This is a genomic window from Leptolyngbya sp. FACHB-541 (assembly GCF_014695875.1).
GTDB lineage: Bacteria > Cyanobacteriota > Cyanobacteriia > Elainellales > Elainellaceae > JAAUTN01.
The window spans coordinates 24,815-41,047 of the sequence record NZ_JACJPC010000117.1; the positions used below are offsets into that span (position 1 = coordinate 24,815).

The 16,233-nt window shown below is 50.3% G+C and carries 18 protein-coding genes and 1 riboswitch; of the genes, 9 read left to right on the forward strand and 9 right to left on the reverse strand.

All coding sequences use genetic code 11. The annotated features are described in order from the left end of the window. Positions 1-44 precede the first annotated feature (44 nt). Entirely contained in the window at positions 45-1,235 is a 1,191-nt protein-coding gene (locus H6G00_RS25755) for an agmatinase family protein (protein WP_190687901.1), read from the reverse strand. 117 nt (positions 1,236-1,352) lie between these two features. After that, a riboswitch (guanidine-I (ykkC/yxkD leader) is annotated at positions 1,353-1,483 on the reverse strand. Between the two features lie 414 nt (positions 1,484-1,897). On the opposite strand from H6G00_RS25755, the gene H6G00_RS25760 reads away from it, so the two are divergent. From H6G00_RS25760 to folK, 4 genes are all read left to right on the forward strand, one after another. Further along, complete coding sequence (locus H6G00_RS25760; protein ID WP_190798910.1) at positions 1,898-2,317, forward strand: Npun_F0494 family protein; 420 nt, start codon at positions 1,898-1,900, stop codon at positions 2,315-2,317. 184 nt (positions 2,318-2,501) lie between these two features. Then, positions 2,502-4,001, forward strand: a complete 1,500-nt coding sequence (gene cobQ, locus H6G00_RS25765; RefSeq protein ID WP_190641300.1) for a cobyric acid synthase CobQ — start codon at positions 2,502-2,504, stop codon at positions 3,999-4,001. A 16-nt stretch (positions 4,002-4,017) separates the two neighbouring features. Next, positions 4,018-4,257, forward strand: coding sequence for a 2Fe-2S iron-sulfur cluster binding domain-containing protein (locus H6G00_RS25770; protein WP_190687892.1), 240 nt, complete (start codon positions 4,018-4,020; stop codon positions 4,255-4,257). Between the two features lie 6 nt (positions 4,258-4,263). Further along, complete coding sequence (gene folK / locus H6G00_RS25775; protein ID WP_190798911.1) at positions 4,264-4,785, forward strand: 2-amino-4-hydroxy-6-hydroxymethyldihydropteridine diphosphokinase; 522 nt, start codon at positions 4,264-4,266, stop codon at positions 4,783-4,785. Between the two features lie 98 nt (positions 4,786-4,883). On the opposite strand, the gene ribE is transcribed toward folK, so the two are convergent. Beyond that, positions 4,884-5,585, reverse strand: a complete 702-nt coding sequence (ribE, locus tag H6G00_RS25780; RefSeq protein WP_190798919.1) for a riboflavin synthase — start codon at positions 5,583-5,585, stop codon at positions 4,884-4,886. Positions 5,586-6,173: 588 nt separating this feature from the next. Here ribE and H6G00_RS25785 point away from each other — a divergent pair. Genes H6G00_RS25785 through truB form a run of 3 tightly spaced genes read left to right on the forward strand, consistent with a single transcriptional unit; the run spans position 6,174 to position 8,789 of the window. Next, the gene (locus H6G00_RS25785; protein WP_190641303.1) at positions 6,174-6,677 is read left to right on the forward strand and encodes a bifunctional nuclease family protein; all 504 of its coding nucleotides are present in this window, start codon (positions 6,174-6,176) and stop codon (positions 6,675-6,677) included. A gap of 28 nt (positions 6,678-6,705) precedes the next feature. After that, positions 6,706-7,836, forward strand: coding sequence for an aldo/keto reductase (locus H6G00_RS25790; protein ID WP_190798912.1), 1,131 nt, complete (start codon positions 6,706-6,708; stop codon positions 7,834-7,836). Positions 7,837-7,847: 11 nt separating this feature from the next. Then, positions 7,848-8,789 (forward strand): tRNA pseudouridine(55) synthase TruB, encoded by a 942-nt coding sequence (truB, locus tag H6G00_RS25795; protein WP_190798913.1) that lies wholly within the window; start codon positions 7,848-7,850, stop codon positions 8,787-8,789. 38 nt (positions 8,790-8,827) lie between these two features. Here the strand turns inward: truB and H6G00_RS25800 are convergent, their stop codons facing one another. Then, positions 8,828-9,694 (reverse strand): DUF1206 domain-containing protein, encoded by an 867-nt coding sequence (locus H6G00_RS25800; protein ID WP_190641306.1) that lies wholly within the window; start codon positions 9,692-9,694, stop codon positions 8,828-8,830. 345 nt (positions 9,695-10,039) lie between these two features. Beyond that, complete coding sequence (locus tag H6G00_RS25805; RefSeq protein WP_190798914.1) at positions 10,040-11,038, reverse strand: RsmB/NOP family class I SAM-dependent RNA methyltransferase; 999 nt, start codon at positions 11,036-11,038, stop codon at positions 10,040-10,042. Positions 11,039-11,267: 229 nt separating this feature from the next. Here H6G00_RS25805 and H6G00_RS25810 point away from each other — a divergent pair, with 229 nt between their 5' ends. Both H6G00_RS25810 and H6G00_RS25815 read left to right on the forward strand, forming a co-directional pair. Beyond that, complete coding sequence (locus H6G00_RS25810) at positions 11,268-12,647, forward strand: DUF697 domain-containing protein (protein ID WP_190641308.1); 1,380 nt, start codon at positions 11,268-11,270, stop codon at positions 12,645-12,647. Positions 12,648-12,776: 129 nt separating this feature from the next. After that, complete coding sequence (locus H6G00_RS25815) at positions 12,777-13,379, forward strand: hypothetical protein (RefSeq protein WP_190798915.1); 603 nt, start codon at positions 12,777-12,779, stop codon at positions 13,377-13,379. A gap of 23 nt (positions 13,380-13,402) precedes the next feature. Here the strand turns inward: H6G00_RS25815 and ychF are convergent, their stop codons facing one another. From ychF to H6G00_RS25840, 5 genes are all read right to left on the reverse strand, one after another. Next, entirely contained in the window at positions 13,403-14,494 is a 1,092-nt protein-coding gene (ychF, locus tag H6G00_RS25820; protein WP_190641310.1) for a redox-regulated ATPase YchF, read from the reverse strand. A 45-nt stretch (positions 14,495-14,539) separates the two neighbouring features. Continuing rightward, positions 14,540-14,833 (reverse strand): gamma-aminobutyric acid A receptor, epsilon-like protein, encoded by a 294-nt coding sequence (locus H6G00_RS25825; protein ID WP_190641311.1) that lies wholly within the window; start codon positions 14,831-14,833, stop codon positions 14,540-14,542. Between the two features lie 188 nt (positions 14,834-15,021). Next, positions 15,022-15,363: a hypothetical protein gene (locus H6G00_RS25830; RefSeq protein ID WP_190798916.1), complete on the reverse strand. Its 342-nt coding sequence runs from the start codon at positions 15,361-15,363 to the stop codon at positions 15,022-15,024. Positions 15,364-15,414: 51 nt separating this feature from the next. After that, positions 15,415-15,612, reverse strand: coding sequence for a hypothetical protein (locus H6G00_RS25835; protein WP_190641312.1), 198 nt, complete (start codon positions 15,610-15,612; stop codon positions 15,415-15,417). 119 nt (positions 15,613-15,731) lie between these two features. Then, on the reverse strand, positions 15,732-16,148 hold the full coding sequence (locus H6G00_RS25840) for a histidine kinase (RefSeq protein ID WP_190641313.1): 417 nt from the start codon (positions 16,146-16,148) through the stop codon (positions 15,732-15,734). Positions 16,149-16,233: the final 85 nt, after the last annotated feature.

The window sequence follows — 16,233 nt, forward strand, 5'->3', positions numbered from 1 at the left end:
CTTCACCCAACCTACGGGATGCTTTCATCCCTGATCTCTTTCCCTTAGCTCCACTCGACGAGTTCGGGTTGAGCTTCGGGGTGAATGTAGGCGGGCTTTTGCGATCGCGGCAGTTGTCCCGACAGCACTAAGTGCGCCATCGTGTCGCAGATTACCCGTGTTGCCATCAATGAAGTAATGTCACTGATGTCGTAAGGGGGTGAGACTTCAACCACTTCCAGTCCGCAAACTGGAGCTTTTTCGACAATCTTGCCAAGCAGGTAGAGTGCTTCGCGGGGCATCAGTCCACCGGGTTCTGGCCAACCTGTGCCAGGGACAAAGCCCGCATCAATGCAGTCAATGTCAAAGCTGATGTAGACGCAATCGGTACCATCTAGGGCACGTTCTAGAGCAAAATCGACTGCCGCATCTAAGCCCCGTTCAACAATGTCGGTGACAGTGAGAATGTTGGTGGCGCGATCGCGACATACCTTCACACCCTGACGTGGTACCTGCCACCCGCCGATGCCAAGCTGCACCAAGTTCTTAGCGGGAGCATTTTTCATATTGGTGGCATGGAACCAGGGGCAGGTGTGCATCCGCTCGTCCAGGTCGGTTTCCTGAGTGTCTACATGGCGATCGAAGTGAATAATCCCTACTTTTTTGTCGCCCAGATGCCGACAAACCCCACGCACGGTCGGAAAGCCAATCGAGTGGTCTCCACCCAAAATGATTGGAAATGCACCAGAACTGAAGACGTGAGCGACCCCCTTGGAAATCTGGTCAAACGACTTCTCGTTGTTGGCTGGAATGGTGAAAATATCGCCAACATCACAAAGCGTAATTTGTTCGCGCAGGTCGATGCCTAACTCAAAGTTATAGGGGGTGTAAAGCGCAGAAATGCGGCGAATTCCCTGCGGTCCAAAGCGGGTGCCAGGGCGGTAAGTGGTGCCCGAATCGTGCGGTACACCAATAATCGCCACATCATATTCTCCGACCTTTCGCACGTCTTCTACGTAGGGTGCTTTCAGAAAGGTATTGATACCTGCATAGTGAGGCAGTTCGCCCCGAGAAAAGGTAGGAATGGAGCGATCGCGAATGCTTTCAGCCGCTTCTAGCCCAAACTCCAGCCCTCTAGCGACTTCTTGCTGCCACCCAGTCATGGGCAAATGAGTTTCCCGTTCTAGAGCATATTGAGCCTCAGTTTGGGGTTGATGTCCGTTAGATGGATTTTGAAAGAGAGGATCATCAGTCATGTAAGTCACCCAGAAATCGTTGAATTATGCTAATTCTTTGACTGACCTGGGAAACTCGCTTGAGTTCGATTGAACTGCAAGGCAAAGCCCAGGAGACAGTCTCAGCCATTAGACTGCTTCTCCCGGGCTTTTATCCCGCCGTGTGGCTAGCTCACCTTCCATCTAAATGGTTGCAATGGCTAGCTGGCTTCTCTCGGACCAGACACTCAAATCGTAGGACCTGAACCGGAACCCTAGAAGCGACCTAATTGTTTCTACTAGCTTCAGCAGAGGGAACCTTAGTAAAGAACCCGTCAAAATTCGGTTTCCAAACTAGACCGCCTCTGTTCAAGATTCGAAGCAAAGTGGCTCGAACGCCCAATAGAGTGTTGTTATCCCTTCGCTGACAAACCTTGCAGATGCTTAGTAAAAGAGTTACCAATGGAACTAAATAAAAAATGTCATAGATGCTACTAAAGAACGTCAGGATCGATCAAATCTCTTAATTTTTGTCTTCCCCTGACGGCTTCCGACTTACTCATAAACTGCTGCTAAAGCCTGATGGCGTGCGATCGCCCCAAAAAAACAGCATAAGATAGACAAGAATGTAAATTTTTAGCTTTGCTTAGCCTTGCGCTGCTTTCTTTTGACCAGCCTCACCTAACCAGCCTCAACAGTTGCTAATGACCTCAATTCAATCCAGCAGTGCCCCGTCGATTCGATACCCCCGTCGCGCAGTTGAGCGAGCAGAGCGGGCGGTGCGGTGTGCGCCCTTTCAACTCCATCTGTTCGCTACGATGCGTCAGGAGAGTGTTGGGTTAAAGGCGATCGCGGGACAACCCGGCATCCAAAACCGCTATACCCGTCGCTCCCTGCCCGAATTAGTGGCAGAAAATGATTTACTTTGGCTGATTCAAACTGGATTGCTGCGAAGAGAGGTAGACGGACAGGGCTTAACAGACAGCTTTCGACTGACGCCACTGGGTCGGCAACTGGTTGAAAAGTGGCAGCACAAGGGTGAACATCTACCTGCACCGAGCCTACTCGATCGCTTACAGAATGCTTGGAATCGTTGGGTTCGCCTACCAGACTGGATACGATAGCTGCCCCAAACCGTTTAAGTATTTCCGAACCAGTTCAACTGGCTCAAACCTGGCTCAAAAAAATATCTCGAATATAATGACTGGTCGAGGGATTGCGTAAAGCGTCCAAATGTTCATTTTCATATCAGCCATCCCCTCGTTCGGCAAATCTGCCCGATCGCCAGGGATTTCTCGGAGGTTTTGCATGAAAGCCATCATGGTTGTCGGGACAACGTCCCATGCTGGGAAATCGCTCCTAACTGCGGCGCTATGTCGAATTTTGTGTCGCCGAGGTTGGCGAGTTGCTCCATTCAAAGGCCAGAATATGGCGCTCAATGCCTACGTCACTGCAAGCGGTGGCGAAATTGGTCATGCTCAAGCAGTGCAAGCATGGGCTGCTGGGGTTACTCCTCGGGTTGAGATGAACCCAATTTTGCTCAAGCCTCAGGGTGACATGACTTCTCAAGTCGTGCTGAAGGGTAGAGTCGTAGGTAGGGTCGGTGCGGCTGATTACTATGAACAGTACTTTGAACCGGGCTGGCAGGCGATCGAAGAATCTCTGGCCCGCCTGGGAGAAGAGTTTGACCTGGTCATTTGTGAAGGAGCCGGTAGCCCTGCCGAAATTAACCTGAAGCATCGTGACCTGACCAACATGCGGGTAGCTCGTCATCTCGATGCGCCCACTCTACTGATCGCTGACATTGAGCGTGGCGGCGTTTTTGCTCATATCGTCGGTACTTTGGAGCTGCTGGAGCCAGAAGAGCGATCGCTGGTTAAAGGAATTATCATCAACAAGTTTCGAGGACAGCGATCGCTCCTGCAATCGGGCATTACGTGGTTAGAAGAGCGTACCGGAGTTCCTGTCGTGGGGGTCGTTCCCTGGCTCGATCATGCCTTTCCGGCAGAAGACTCCCTTTCCCTGCTTGAGCGGAATGCTAGTCCTGCTAGCAGCGAAATCAACATTGCGGTGATTCGGCTGCCCCGAATTTCTAACTTTACCGATTTTGACCCACTAGAGTCAGAACCCAGCGTCTCAGTCCGATATATCGGCTTGAAGGATTCACTGGGCTACCCCGATGCCGTCATTCTTCCCGGTTCCAAAACGACGATCGCTGACCTCATCATGATGCAGCGTACAGGCATGGCTGAAGCGATTCAAAACTACGCCGCTGCCGGAGGCACCGTTATGGGAATCTGCGGTGGTTTCCAGATGATGGGCAGAATGTTGGCTGATCCAGAAGGTATCGAAGGGCAAGAAGGTCGATACAAAGGGTTAGGACTGCTGCCCTTAAAAACGGTGATTACAGGGCAGAAGGTTGCGCGCCAACGCCTAGTCACGTCTAACTTTCCTCAGACAGGTCTACCCGTCACAGGCTACGAGATTCATCAGGGACGCAGCCACTTACTAGACGTTGAATCTCCTGAGAATGAAGGGGCTTCTTTCAAACCCTTGTTTGATGATGTGAATTTGGGTGTAGTTGATTCAACCCAATCAATTTGGGGAGCCTATCTGCACGGCATTTTTGACAACGGACCCTGGCGACGTGCCTGGTTGAATCGTTTGCGTCAACAGCGAGGGCTAAAATCGCTGCCGACTGGCATCTCCAACTACCGAGAACAGCGGGAAGCCATGTTAGACTCCCTTGCTGACGTGGTTGAGTCCTACATCGACTTAACGCCGATCATGCCCTACCTGGGCAAATAAATTTCAGGGTTGTGTTATGAGCGTTCTGATTCGGTTTTTGCCCGACGATGTCTCTGTTGAAGCTGAGGTAGGAGAACCGTTGCTGCAAGTGGCAGATCGGGCGGGACTGACTATTCCTACAGGCTGCCTGATGGGTTCTTGCCATGCCTGTGAAGTAGAAGTAGAAGGCGGTGATACGATTTGTGCCTGTATTACGGCTGTGCCATCCGGTCAGCCGCAGCTTACGATCAATTTGTTTGTTGATCCAAGCTGGTAATGGGTGATGGAGGCAAGCAAACACTTGGGGAAACAGGTTAAGCGGGTGGCGATCGCCCTCGGTAGCAATGTCGGTGACTCTCCTGCCATCCTCAAATCTGCTCTGGATATTCTTGATCACACACCGGGCATTGTTCTAGAAGCAACGTCACACTGTTATCGCACGGTTGCAGTTGGGCCACCACAGCCCGATGTGTTGAATGCCTGTGCGCTGCTTGCAACAACTCTGGAGCCACAGGACTTGCTGAGTACCCTGCTGCAGATTGAAGCAAAGTTTGGGCGAGTCCGACGAGAACGTTGGGGTCCGCGATCGCTTGACCTTGATTTGCTCTTGTTTGACGACCAGATTTTGCAGCAGCCTGGTCTACAAATTCCGCATCCGCGCATGAACCAACGGGCATTTGTGCTGGTACCGCTTGCCGAAATTGCTGCCGATTGGGTTGAACCCGTATCTGGGAAAGCGATCGCCGAGTTACTTCAGCAGGTGGACTGCTCAGGAGTCAAGGAAATTGTCTTTACCCACGACTAATTACTCCCTTCCCGGTTAAAGATTAGGGACTAAAAGATTAGGGATGCCCCCACGTCGCGGGGGGCATCCCTAATCTTTTAGTGGGAGAGTAAATGACCTCAAAGATATCCATGTTCGGCGAGAAACGCCGAACTCACTCCATCATTGGCAGGTTGAATCAGAGTTTCCAGGTCGGCGATCGCCTTTCCTGTTTGATCTCCCCCTAACCGCAAAAACTTTTCCACATATTTACCCAGCACGTCGCCTTCTAGATTGACGAGAGCATTCAGCTTGAGGTGACGCAGATTTGTTTCAGCATAAGTCAGTGGAATTACTGCCACCTTAAACCAAGTGCCCTCTGAATTGCAGTCCGCAACGGTTAGGCTTACCCCATTCACGGCAATGCTGCCCTTGGTGACGATGTAGCGAGTCACTCGCGGATCAGTGACCGCAAAGCTCATTTCCCAGGAGTTCGCCGTTTGCACCGATGCTTGCAGATAACCTACTCCGTCTACATGTCCGGTAACAAAATGTCCACCCAGCTTACTGCCGACCTGCAAAGAGGCTTCTAGGTTGACGTAAGCATCGCCTTCTAGCTGTCCTAACGTAGTGCGGTACAGCGTTTCAGGGGAAGCAGTGGCGATAAACCCGTTTGGCAAAATTCGGGTTACGGTAAGGCACACGCCATCGACCGAGATGCTGTCGCCAATCGCCAAATCTGTCAAAAACCACTCCGGTGCAGTCGTACCGCAGGAGATTTGTAGCTGATCGTCCCCTAGAGAGTGAATCATTCCTGTTGTCTGGATTAGTCCTGTAAACACGGTTTTACGTCCGTTTAGGTTTAGTTTGCGATCGTAAAGAATTTGCAAAAAAATTGAACTAACTTCAAAGCCTTTTCACCTTAGCCGTCCTGATTTCAAGCTCTTGATCCTGAAACTTGGTGTTGGGGTCAATTCAGACTAGCTGCTGAGATTCCGACAGGCAGGCATCTCCATTGCTTCTCCAGTTAGCAGTCCATCTGCATGTTTGCTTGAAGTTAGGCTAGAAGCCTGTCCTGAGAGCAGATTTTACTCACTTGCATCGTGATCTTTTTAGTCAAAGATTCAAGTTTTTGGCTACGGATCAGGGCAAGATCAGGGCATACTGGAGTTCAGTAAAACTTATACGCCGGAACTTGTACAGGGAGAAGCAGATGTTTGAACCTGGACACTTTTAAGAGTTGAGTGAAAATACTCATCTCAGCTCTGATAATTTTGACCGCAAAGGATATAACGGTAAGTGTCTAGCTATAACCTCACGCCCTTTGTCAGCCTAAATGTTACGTCTATCTGTCATTATGGATTCACTAACCCCAGTTTATCTGTTTGAGTTGAATCGTCCTTGCTCAATGGATTCTAGAGGCTAAGCCAATGATTGAAATGAAAGTCGCTGGAATTGCCCTGGATGCAGCAACCCGTAGCCCTATTGTGCTTTTAAGGGATGCTTCAGACCGTCGCCAGCTCCCTATCTACATCGGGCAGGACCAGGCAAGGGCAATTATCAACGCGTTAGAAAATCAGGCTCCGCCCCGTCCTTTAACCCACGACCTGATTGTTAATCTCCTAGAAGAGTGGGACATGGCTTTGGAGCGAGTGGTGATTCACTCTTTGCAGGACAATACCTTTTACGCCATCTTAACGGTGCGGCAAGGGGAGAATAAGAAAGAGATCGATGCTCGTCCCAGTGACGCGATCGCTGTTGCCCTGCGTACCAAAAGCCCAATTTGGGTCATGGAAGAAGTCGTTGCAGATGCCTCGATTCCAGTTGATCGAGATGCAGACGAAGCCGAACGGCTTGCCTTTCGCGATTTTCTCTCTAACCTGCGTCCAGAAGACTTCACCCAAAGAGGGCGATACAGCAGCGGCGAAGCTTAGAATGATCTGACACAGCCGCCTCAGTTTAATGCGCTATCGTCGCTTTGGCAAAACAAATCTGAATATCTCGATTTTCTCCTTGGGAACCATGCGCTATTTGGCTTCTGAGGAGAATGCTCGTTTGACGGTTGAGCGATCGCTCAAGTTGGGAATCAATCACTTAGAAACCGCTAGAGGCTACGGCAAAAGTGAACAGTTTTTAGGAAAGGCGCTGGTCGATCTGGAAATTCCTCGCACTCAAGTTCACATCACCAGCAAAATTCCTCCAACTGCCGACCCGGATGCGGTGGAACGCAGCATTGACGACTCTCTCGCCGCTTTAGGCACGGATTATCTAGACTGCCTTGCTATTCATGGCTTAAATACGGAAGAACATCTTGCCTGGGTGCAGGCTTCAGATGGCTGCATGAAGTCTGTGGAACGGGCGATCGCCACTGGTAAGGTGCGTCACGTTGGCTTCTCGACCCACGCGCCGCTAGAGGTGATTTTGAAGGCGATCGCCACTGAGCAATTTGAGTTTGTTTGCCTCCACTACAACTACTTCTTTCAGCGCAATGCTCCTGCTCTAGAACTTGCCAGCCAGAAGGATATGGGCATCTTCATCATTTCTCCAGCCGATAAAGGGGGAATGCTCTATACCCCGCCGCCAATGCTCTCAGAACTGTGCCATCCCTTCTCACCGCTGGAGCTAAACTATCGATTTTTGTTGAGCGATCGCCGCATTACCACCCTCAGCTTGGGGGCAGCGAATCCAACAGAGCTAGATGAGCCGCTGGCAGTCAGCGATCAAGACGGCTCACTCACCGTGTCAGAAGTAGAAGCTTTAGAACGGCTGCAAGCTCATCAGGTTCAGGTTGTAGGAAGCGATCGCTGTAGTCAGTGTTATGCTTGCCTGCCCTGCCCCGAAGCGATCAATATTCCTGAAGTGCTGCGCTTACGCAATCTGGCTGTCAGCTATGGCATGACTGCTTTTGGGCAATACCGTTACGGCATGTTTGAGAATGCGGGACATTGGTTTCCGGGGAGGAGGGGCGATCGCTGTACTGACTGCGGCGACTGCTTACCCCGCTGTCCCGAACAGCTTGACATTCCCACGCTGCTGCGAGACACGCATGAGCGACTAAAAGGAAAATCAGGACGGCGGCTCTGGGGGGAGTGATAGCGTAAGGTATGGACGGATTTCTAAATTTAAACAAACCTGCGGGGCTAACTTCCCACGACTGTGCTGCGAAAGTGCGGCGTTTACTTAAGCTCAAGCGAGTTGGGCATGGCGGCACCCTTGATCCGGCAGCTACAGGCGTTTTGCCGATCGCTCTAGGGCGAGCTACCCGTCTGCTGCAATTTTTGCCTGGAGATAAAGCCTATCGCGCCACGATTCGCTTTGGCGTGAAGACAACTACCGACGACCTGGAAGGCGAAATTCTCACGGCTGTACCTGTACCAACCCTAACTCTGGAGCAAGTTGAGCAGGCGTTACCCCAGTTTCAGGGAAAGATTCAGCAAATTCCGCCCAGCTACAGCGCCATTCAAGTGCAGGGCAAGCGGCTGTATGAATTAGCCAGAGCAGGCGAAGCGGTAGAGGCTCCCATTCGCACCGTTGAAGTGTTTCAAATCGATGTGCTGGACTGGCGAGCGGGTGATTTTCCTGAACTAGAGGTGGCGATCGCTTGTGGTGCGGGAACTTATATACGGGCGATCGCTCGTGACTTGGGCAATTTCTTGAATAGTGGCGGCACGCTTGCATCCCTGACTCGCACTGCCAGCAGCGGCTTTCTGCTGAAGGATAGTCTGACGCTTGATCAGCTATCTGAGCAAATTCAGCAGGGCACCTTTTGCCCTATTTTGCCTGAATTTGCTTTAGAGCATCTGCCTGCAGTCAACCTGTCGGCACCGGAGGGTAAGCGTTGGTGTCAGGGACAGCGAATTCGCTTACATCCTGAACTCTTCCCAGCACAAGCTTGTCGGGTGCGCCACGAAAATGGTCTTTTTCTAGGAATAGGTCAGCTTGTCGAGCCAGAAGATATTCAGTTAAACGATGCTGAGGTAGAAGACAGCGCATCAGGAAATGGACTAATTCTGTCTGCCCAAGTTGTCCTTGTCCCGGAAGGGTAGGGATGGGTGGCGATCGCTTGCTCTCACCTATCCTTCTTCTATCGATTAAGTCTCACTTTAGCTTCGCGCTCAAGATTAGGGGCGCTAATGCGACGGTACTTGGCATACAGACCCATGTAAATTCCATAAAGAATGAGACCGAGGGCAACGACTCCCAACAGCCACGGTCCGTAGGGCTGCTCTGCTAGTGCTCCTAATGCACCCCCAACTCCTCTTGCCTGCTCTGGGTTGGATTGGCGTGCTGCCACTATCAAAAAAAGACCAATAATTGTGTAGACAATGCCTCTGGAAGTAATGCCAACTCTGCCAAACCAGGTTGCGGCTTTGCGTTCAGCCTGGCTCATTTCCCTAATTTTGAGTTCCTTACAAAACTTGGCGCTAAATGCTTCATAGAAGAAGTAAAAGCCCAGACCGATTACAAATGCACCTCCCAAACCAACCAGCCATTGCCCAAACGGTTGAGAAAGAATTCGGGCTGTCCAGTCTTGAGCTGACGAGTTACCACCGTCGCTGCTGCCCGCCGCTGCACCAGCAGCAAGCTTAATCGCAGAAAATGCTAGTCCTGCGTAAATTACGCTAGTAGTCGCATAGCCCAACCGTTGAGCAATTCCTTTAGCGTCTGTACCAATGCCCTCTGGGTCAAGAACTGCTTGAACCAATCGCCACAGAACATATCCTGCCAGACCAATTGCGATGATGACGAGCAGAATCTGCCCAAAGGGTTGCTTCACAATTGATTGCAGGGCACCCTGGGTGTCGGTCGTTCTACCCCCTGTGCTAAAAGCCGCTTGAGCCGCCAAGATGCCGACGACGGCATAGACGACTCCTTTTGCGGCAAAGCCAAACCGAGCAAACCGCTCAATCCAGTCCGAAGAATCAGAGGAGTTAAAAGATGGCTGTGTCATTAGCTCAAGGTGAAGTCCTGCAAGCAGTACTGTCGCTCAAATCGCCTAGACGATGCATCTACCTAGAGCCAGAAGTAGGGGGAAAATTAGGAATTTAAAGTGCAAAAGGAAGAAATTAAATAAACCCGTGCATGACTTTTGTGTTTGTATTTTCTGCTTGAATAGGTGATACAAAATCCGTTGCGTAAAGAAAAGTCATTGTCATGTTATGGGTGAAGCATCTAGTGGAGAGGTTAACTAGGTTGCAGAGATTATGACCGAATGCTTTGCCCTCACTGATTACCGCTACTTCAGTAGAACTAAGAACAAGTAGAATTAGTTTTTGGCTTTTCTGAACTTCTAATTTCAACTCATTCTGTAGCGTTTGAACTGTTCTAAAAAATCAGAAGAGATAGTTTGCTTTTCGCCTATTTCAGTGTTTTGGAACAGAACGGTAAAGGCCCCTGCTCCTAATCCAGCCTGAGGAAACATCCGGTAGCAGGGAAGTTCTGATAAGTGGGATTGAAAGTTCTGTAAATGAGAAATTGTTATGGGCTGGAATTGGGGAAACTTTTGCAAAAGCCACTCGCTGACCTGCTCATTTTCTTCAGGTGAATAGGCGCAAGTCATGTAGGCTAAGTAGCCTTGAGGCGCAACAAGCTGAGCAGAATTAGCTAAAATTCTTTTTTGCCGATTTGCGTTTTTGTTGATGTTGACTGGATGAAAGCATCCAGGCGCTTTTTCACCTTTAGCAAGCAAAGATTGACCGGTGCAAGGCGCATCCACAATCACGACATCAGCAGTTTTAGGAATTTTCTCAGCGAGAATCTTTGAGTCAAGGCTAATCACTAGTTTCTCCGCAGTGTGTTGGCTAAAGGCTCCTGAAACGGGACAGCGCTTTAGGTTGGAGACTAGTGCGCCGATTCTTTTGCCAATGACTTCATTACTGATTAGACTTTCAGGCTGCAAGGTTCTTAACGCAAAGAGGCTTTTGCCACCGGGTGCAGCACACATGTCAATGACGAGTTGTATTGGCTGAGTTCCTAACTGAGTTTCTACCTGAGGAAGGGCTAAAAGTGAAGAGGCGGCGAAGACTGAAGAAAAGTCCAAGCAATAATAATATCCTTGCTCGTGCAGGGGATGTTTTCCTGGTTTCTCAGTAGCAGAAAGGCGATCGACAAAGGTGGGTTGCCAAGAGAGGGGAGGGGCGATCGCAAAGGGCACTTCTGTGCGATCGCGACACCACAAAATGCAGGAATAATCGGGCTGCGGCTGCATCAAAGCTTCAATAAAACGTTCTTGCTCTGATAAATCTGAGAATAGCCGCCGACTGAACTTGAGTAAAAGATTAGATGGCTTTTCCAAAAAAATAACGAAGAATTGATAATTAACTAAATCTAAACCGGGCTGACTTTAACCCCTTAGTTTTGTCACTTATTCTAGGATATGGGTCAGGCTGATTGTTCTTGCAAAGACGGGGATCTCTACCTTCTCACCCCCATTACCACTCGCACTAACATCCCGAATAAGCGAAAATAGAACCAAACTCTCTTGCCTTACCTTGAGCACCTCACCCAAATCACACACAGCAAATGTGCAGTCCGGTTTGGCCAAAGTCAGACCGCAAGATTCTCACTTTAATCGCGCCCGAGTTAGTTTGCGGCAGGCGCTAAATCAATATACTCAGTTTTTGCGGGTGCCCAAGCGAGGTGGGGGCAGCATTGAGCTTCAGGCTGCAATTAAGGCAGACTTAGACCACATTTCTACAGCGCTCGATAAGCTTAATCACAGTGTTTTTCGGGTGGCGGTGTTTGGGTTGGTGAGTCGGGGCAAGTCGGCGGTGTTGAATGCCTTGGTTGGGCAAAAATTACTGCAAACGGGACCGCTCAATGGTGTGACGCAGTGGGCGCGTTCTGTTTACTGGTCGCCTTCGGTCGCAGGTGAACCCTTTCAGGTAGAACTGATTGACACACCTGGACTAGACGAAATTGGCGGACAGGCACGGGCTACCTTGGCGCGAGAGGTGGCGCAACAGGCTGACCTGATTCTATTTGTGATTGCGGGTGACATGACTCGCACCGAATATCGGGCGCTGATGGAATTACAGCAGGCGCATAAGCCGCTGATTTTGGTGTTTAACAAGACTGATCTTTATCCAGACCGCGATCGCCAAACTATTTACGAAAAGCTGCAAACCCTATTTGCTAGTAGCGGAGATCGATATCGTCCGATTCTTTCCCCGGACGACATTGTGATGGTAGCTGCTGATCCTGCACCAGTAGAAGTGCGAGTGGAATGGGAAGACGGACGCGTCACCCATGAATGGGAAGCCCCACCGCCCCAGGTGGATGAACTTAAGCAAAAGCTGCTAGAAATTTTGAACCGAGATGGGAAATCGCTGCTGTCCCTGAATGCGTTGCGACAGGCGAGAGAGTCAGAGGAGGCGATCGCCCACAAAACTTTAAAGCTGCATCAGGCGGAAGCCGAAGACTTGATCTGGCAATTTACCCGGTGGAAGTCCATTGCGATCGCCATCAATCCAATTGCCTTCCTGGATGTGTTGGGTGGTGCTGCAACTGATTTAGTCATGATCCGATCGCTAGCGCGGCTGTATGGGTTGCCGATGACTCGCTACGAAGCAGGTAAACTGTGGAATACGATTGTCTGGAGTTCAGGCGGACTGCTGCTAGGCGAATTGGGCAGCGGTTTGTTGCTGGGTGTGGGCAAGAGTGGTGCAGCCGTTGCCAGCGGGTTTGATAGCATTTCAGGATTTGCGGCTTATACAGGAGCGGCGATCGCCCAGGCAACTTTAGCAGGCTATGGCTCTTACCGAGTTGGCAAAGCTGCTCAAGTTTACCTGGAGCAAGGCTGCACTTGGGGACCGCTAGGAGCTAACACCGTCATTCAAGACATCCTCGAACAGATAGAGCCAGATAGCGTTGTTCATCGATTGCGCCGAGAATTAGGACAGTAGGGCACTTGCTCAGGCTTAAATCAGTCAACAAGCGCAGAAGCTAAAGTCACGAAAGTTAAGGTTGCACAGACCTAAGAAATGCAACTAGTACTTGCAAAAGCCACGCTCTAACTTCAGGGGAAGAATCACATGGAGCAACATCAAGATCGATCCCACGATTACAGCAAAAATCTTGATAACTACGGCAGAAATCTTACTGCCAATATGCTATCGATTGCGGTATGGGTCGCGGCTTTAATTTCAGTGATTACAACCGGAGCCGTCACACTGATTATTCACGGCTATGACATTACCAATCCGGCTGCTCTGACGGGAATTCGCAGTACTAGAGAGCGACTAGATCAGCTAGAGCAACGCATGATTGATCTGGAAGCCAACATTCAGGGAGGTAGCGATGATTCCTCCCTGGTTACGACCCTGGCAGACCTGCGAGCGGAACAGCAGCGGCTTCAGCAATCCATTGAAACGATGAAAACTGAGCAAGTTCGGCTTGAGCGCCAAACCCGTTCAGCCGAAACTCGTCTCGCCGATGTTGAGTGTGACCTGATCCAACACAACCTACAAGCTTACGGGACGCGAGGACTTGAGCGAGGCGACTACCGCGTCGATCCGGCAACCTGCCAAACGGACGCTGCTGAATCTGGGGAGCCTGCTCCCGCTCAGTCAAACGGTCAATCCAACAATTCTCTGCCTCGTCAAATTATCCCTGCTAACCCAACCCCTGCCAATTAACGCTCAGGTGAATGGCGCTAGCCCTAAACATTGAACCGGAACAGCAGCACATCGCCTTCCTGGACCACATACTCTTTGCCCTCACTGCGAACTAGCCCTTTTTCCTTGGCAGCGGTCATTGAGCCATTGGTCACAAGGTCTTTGTAAGCAACCGTTTCAGCCCGAATAAAGCCCCGCTCAAAGTCTGAGTGAATTACTCCGGCTGCCTGGGGTGCAAACATTCCCGCCTGAATTGTCCAGGCGCGAGTTTCCTTGGGTCCGGTGGTGAAATAAGTCCGCAGTCCCAGCAGTTCGTAAGTAGCGCGGATCAGCGACTTTAAGCCCCCTTCCTCAACGCCGAGAGAGCCAAGGAAATCTGCCCTTTCTTCTTCGGGCAATTCGACTAGCTCTGCCTCAACTTGAGCGGAGACAACTACTACCTGGGCATTCTCCTGCACTGCCAAATTCCGCACCTGGTCAACCCAGCCATTTCCCTCTGCTAAATCGTCTTCAGAGACGTTAGCCGCGTAGATGATCGGTTTGCCCGTCAACAAGCCTAACGGCTTGACCCAGATTTCTTCCTCTTCGTTGAGCGGCACCTGACGGGCAGATTTTCCTTCATTCAGGGCTGCTGCCAGTCTTTCTAACATTTCCAGCTCTGCCTGACCTTCTTTGCTAGAACGGGCTGACTTGCGCGTGCGCTCGATTCGCCGCTCGATTTGCGATAGATCGGCTAGCGCCAGTTCTAAATTAATTACCTCAATGTCGCGGAGCGGGTCAATTGAGCCAGAAACGTGAATGATGTCATCATTTTCAAAGCAACGAACGACATGGACGATCGCATCCACTTCACGGATGTTGGCAAGAAACTGGTTGCCCAGTCCCTCGCCTTTACTGGCTCCCTTAACCAACCCCGCAATGTCTACAAACTCTACTCGCGTGGGCACGATTTCAGCCGATTCGGAGATTTTGGCTAAGACCTGTAGACGTTCGTCTGGCACTGCAACCACGCCGACATTCGGCTCAATCGTACAGAACGGGAAGTTAGCCGCTTGCGCCTTGGCATTTGCGACCAGAGCGTTGAATAAAGTAGATTTGCCTACGTTGGGTAGTCCGACGATCCCGGCTCTTAGCATGTCGTTGTTGAAGAATCATAAGTCCAAAGTCCAGTTTTACAGGTTTTAGACCGGATCGGGTACTGCTGGCTGTGGAATTGGAGTCGGAATTGGCTGTGGAACTGGCGTAGGAATCGGTTCGGGCACCGGAGCCGGAATTGGTTGCGGAATTGGAGTGGGAATGGGCTCGGGGACTGGGCTAGGGATTGGTTCTGGGACTGGTCCAGGAACCGGGCTGGGTGTAGGGGACGGTTCTGGGATCGGCGGCAGTGGGTTGGGGTCAGGAATTGGTGAAGGGGGAAGTGGCTCTGTTCCAGGGATTTGAGGTCCGGGGTCAGGAGTTGGAGTGGGATAAATCAAGGCAGTTTGTTTTATTACTCAGCCTCTTTAGGGTAGGAAGCGATCGCCTCCTTTACCTCCTCCCAAAGAATGCAAATGGCAAATTCAAAAGGTCGATTTATAGCATTTCACTCGAAAGCTACAGATGAAAGGGCACCCCACCGAGCGGGGTGCCCTTTCATCTGTAGCCCTAATTTTTGGAATTGGTATTAGAAACGCAATCTGCCAGTTGTAATCAGTTGCAGCCCAGCAACAAGGGAGACAAACGCCAGGAAAAAAGTCCATAAGCTAGTCGGTCTCAGGACAACGCCACCGCTGACGAAGACTAGCAGAATTCCTAGCCCAACCAAAACCCAACCTAAGCCACCCGCACTTCTGTTAAAGAAAAGCAGCGCTACAACTCCACTAGTGACTGCTAAGACTGAACCTGCAGCAGAGATATCACGCCACCAATAGGGGGCTGTTTGCGTAGTGAAAATGATATTTTGCCCCAGAAAGTAAATCCCGACTAGCAGCAGTGCTAATCCAATAAGTTTGAGTAGAAGCCGCATTGCCCGTGATAACGCTACTGCACAATCTTAGCCAGGCAAAGGGCGATTGCCCTAAAACGCTACATCTCTAAACTCGCGCAAGTAGAGTTGCTCCGATATCTGCACTTGAAACCACAGTCCTTGCTCAATACCGACTTCCAGAAAAACCTGGTCAGTAGCATCTGGACAATGGATCGTAGATAACCACTGCCAGCGCTTGTAGTCTTCTAAAGCTGATTCAAGCCGTTTCGTTTTACTGATCTGTCTCATGGGTAGACCTCAATGCTACTCCCCCTCCCTACTCTAGTCATTCAATCGCGTTCCTGTTGAATTCTTAAAGTTTAATTCTTGAAAAACATACGTTCTGTTAAGTGAGCACTTTTCAAAAATCAAATTGAGTTCCCCTGGATAGAGAGTCCGCTGTAAAGTTGTCCATCACCCGTCCATTCCTGGCAGGCTGCTAGTCCCGAGTTTGGGTCTTGCGAATAGGTGTCCGTCGGCACCCAAACCCGCACGGTTTGGTCAAGCAAAACCTGGTAGAGATATTCCACATCTGGCTTGAAGCTCAGTCCGATGCGCAGGTTTGAGAAGTCGTCTTCACAAATCTCAAACCCAAACCGCACGACGATTTGAGCAACTAGACATTCTGGAGTATCAGAATATTCTCCGGAAATGTCTCTTTCTTGCCAAAATTTCTCCAGGAATCGGTTCAGAATTGGCAAAACTTTGGCAGGGGAACCATTTCGACTGGCATAAATAATTGCCGGGTTGTCCTCTACAACGATGTGACAAGGAATATTAGCCATTTGCCTCCTGGATTAATCAGGTTAATCCTCGATTAATTTTTCTTATTACTATCTAGATATAGCAGTCCTAAATTAATTGTTTTAA

What these genes read in the sequence shown, in the direction of transcription:
- H6G00_RS25840 (WP_190641313.1), bottom strand. Translation starts at nt 16,148, where the DNA reads ATGGCTAATATTCCTTGTCACATCGTTGTAGAGGACAACCCGGCAATT.
- H6G00_RS25815 (WP_190798915.1), top strand. Translation starts at nt 12,777, where the DNA reads ATGGAGCAACATCAAGATCGATCCCACGATTACAGCAAAAATCTTGAT.
- H6G00_RS25785 (WP_190641303.1), top strand. Translation starts at nt 6,174, where the DNA reads ATGATTGAAATGAAAGTCGCTGGAATTGCCCTGGATGCAGCAACCCGT.
- H6G00_RS25790 (WP_190798912.1), top strand. Translation starts at nt 6,706, where the DNA reads ATGCGCTATCGTCGCTTTGGCAAAACAAATCTGAATATCTCGATTTTC.
- truB (WP_190798913.1), top strand. Translation starts at nt 7,848, where the DNA reads ATGGACGGATTTCTAAATTTAAACAAACCTGCGGGGCTAACTTCCCAC.
- H6G00_RS25800 (WP_190641306.1), bottom strand. Translation starts at nt 9,694, where the DNA reads ATGACACAGCCATCTTTTAACTCCTCTGATTCTTCGGACTGGATTGAG.
- H6G00_RS25770 (WP_190687892.1), top strand. Translation starts at nt 4,018, where the DNA reads ATGAGCGTTCTGATTCGGTTTTTGCCCGACGATGTCTCTGTTGAAGCT.
- cobQ (WP_190641300.1), top strand. Translation starts at nt 2,502, where the DNA reads ATGAAAGCCATCATGGTTGTCGGGACAACGTCCCATGCTGGGAAATCG.
- H6G00_RS25760 (WP_190798910.1), top strand. Translation starts at nt 1,898, where the DNA reads ATGACCTCAATTCAATCCAGCAGTGCCCCGTCGATTCGATACCCCCGT.
- folK (WP_190798911.1), top strand. Translation starts at nt 4,264, where the DNA reads ATGGAGGCAAGCAAACACTTGGGGAAACAGGTTAAGCGGGTGGCGATC.
- H6G00_RS25835 (WP_190641312.1), bottom strand. Translation starts at nt 15,612, where the DNA reads ATGAGACAGATCAGTAAAACGAAACGGCTTGAATCAGCTTTAGAAGAC.
- H6G00_RS25830 (WP_190798916.1), bottom strand. Translation starts at nt 15,363, where the DNA reads ATGCGGCTTCTACTCAAACTTATTGGATTAGCACTGCTGCTAGTCGGG.
- ychF (WP_190641310.1), bottom strand. Translation starts at nt 14,494, where the DNA reads ATGCTAAGAGCCGGGATCGTCGGACTACCCAACGTAGGCAAATCTACT.
- H6G00_RS25755 (WP_190687901.1), bottom strand. Translation starts at nt 1,235, where the DNA reads ATGACTGATGATCCTCTCTTTCAAAATCCATCTAACGGACATCAACCC.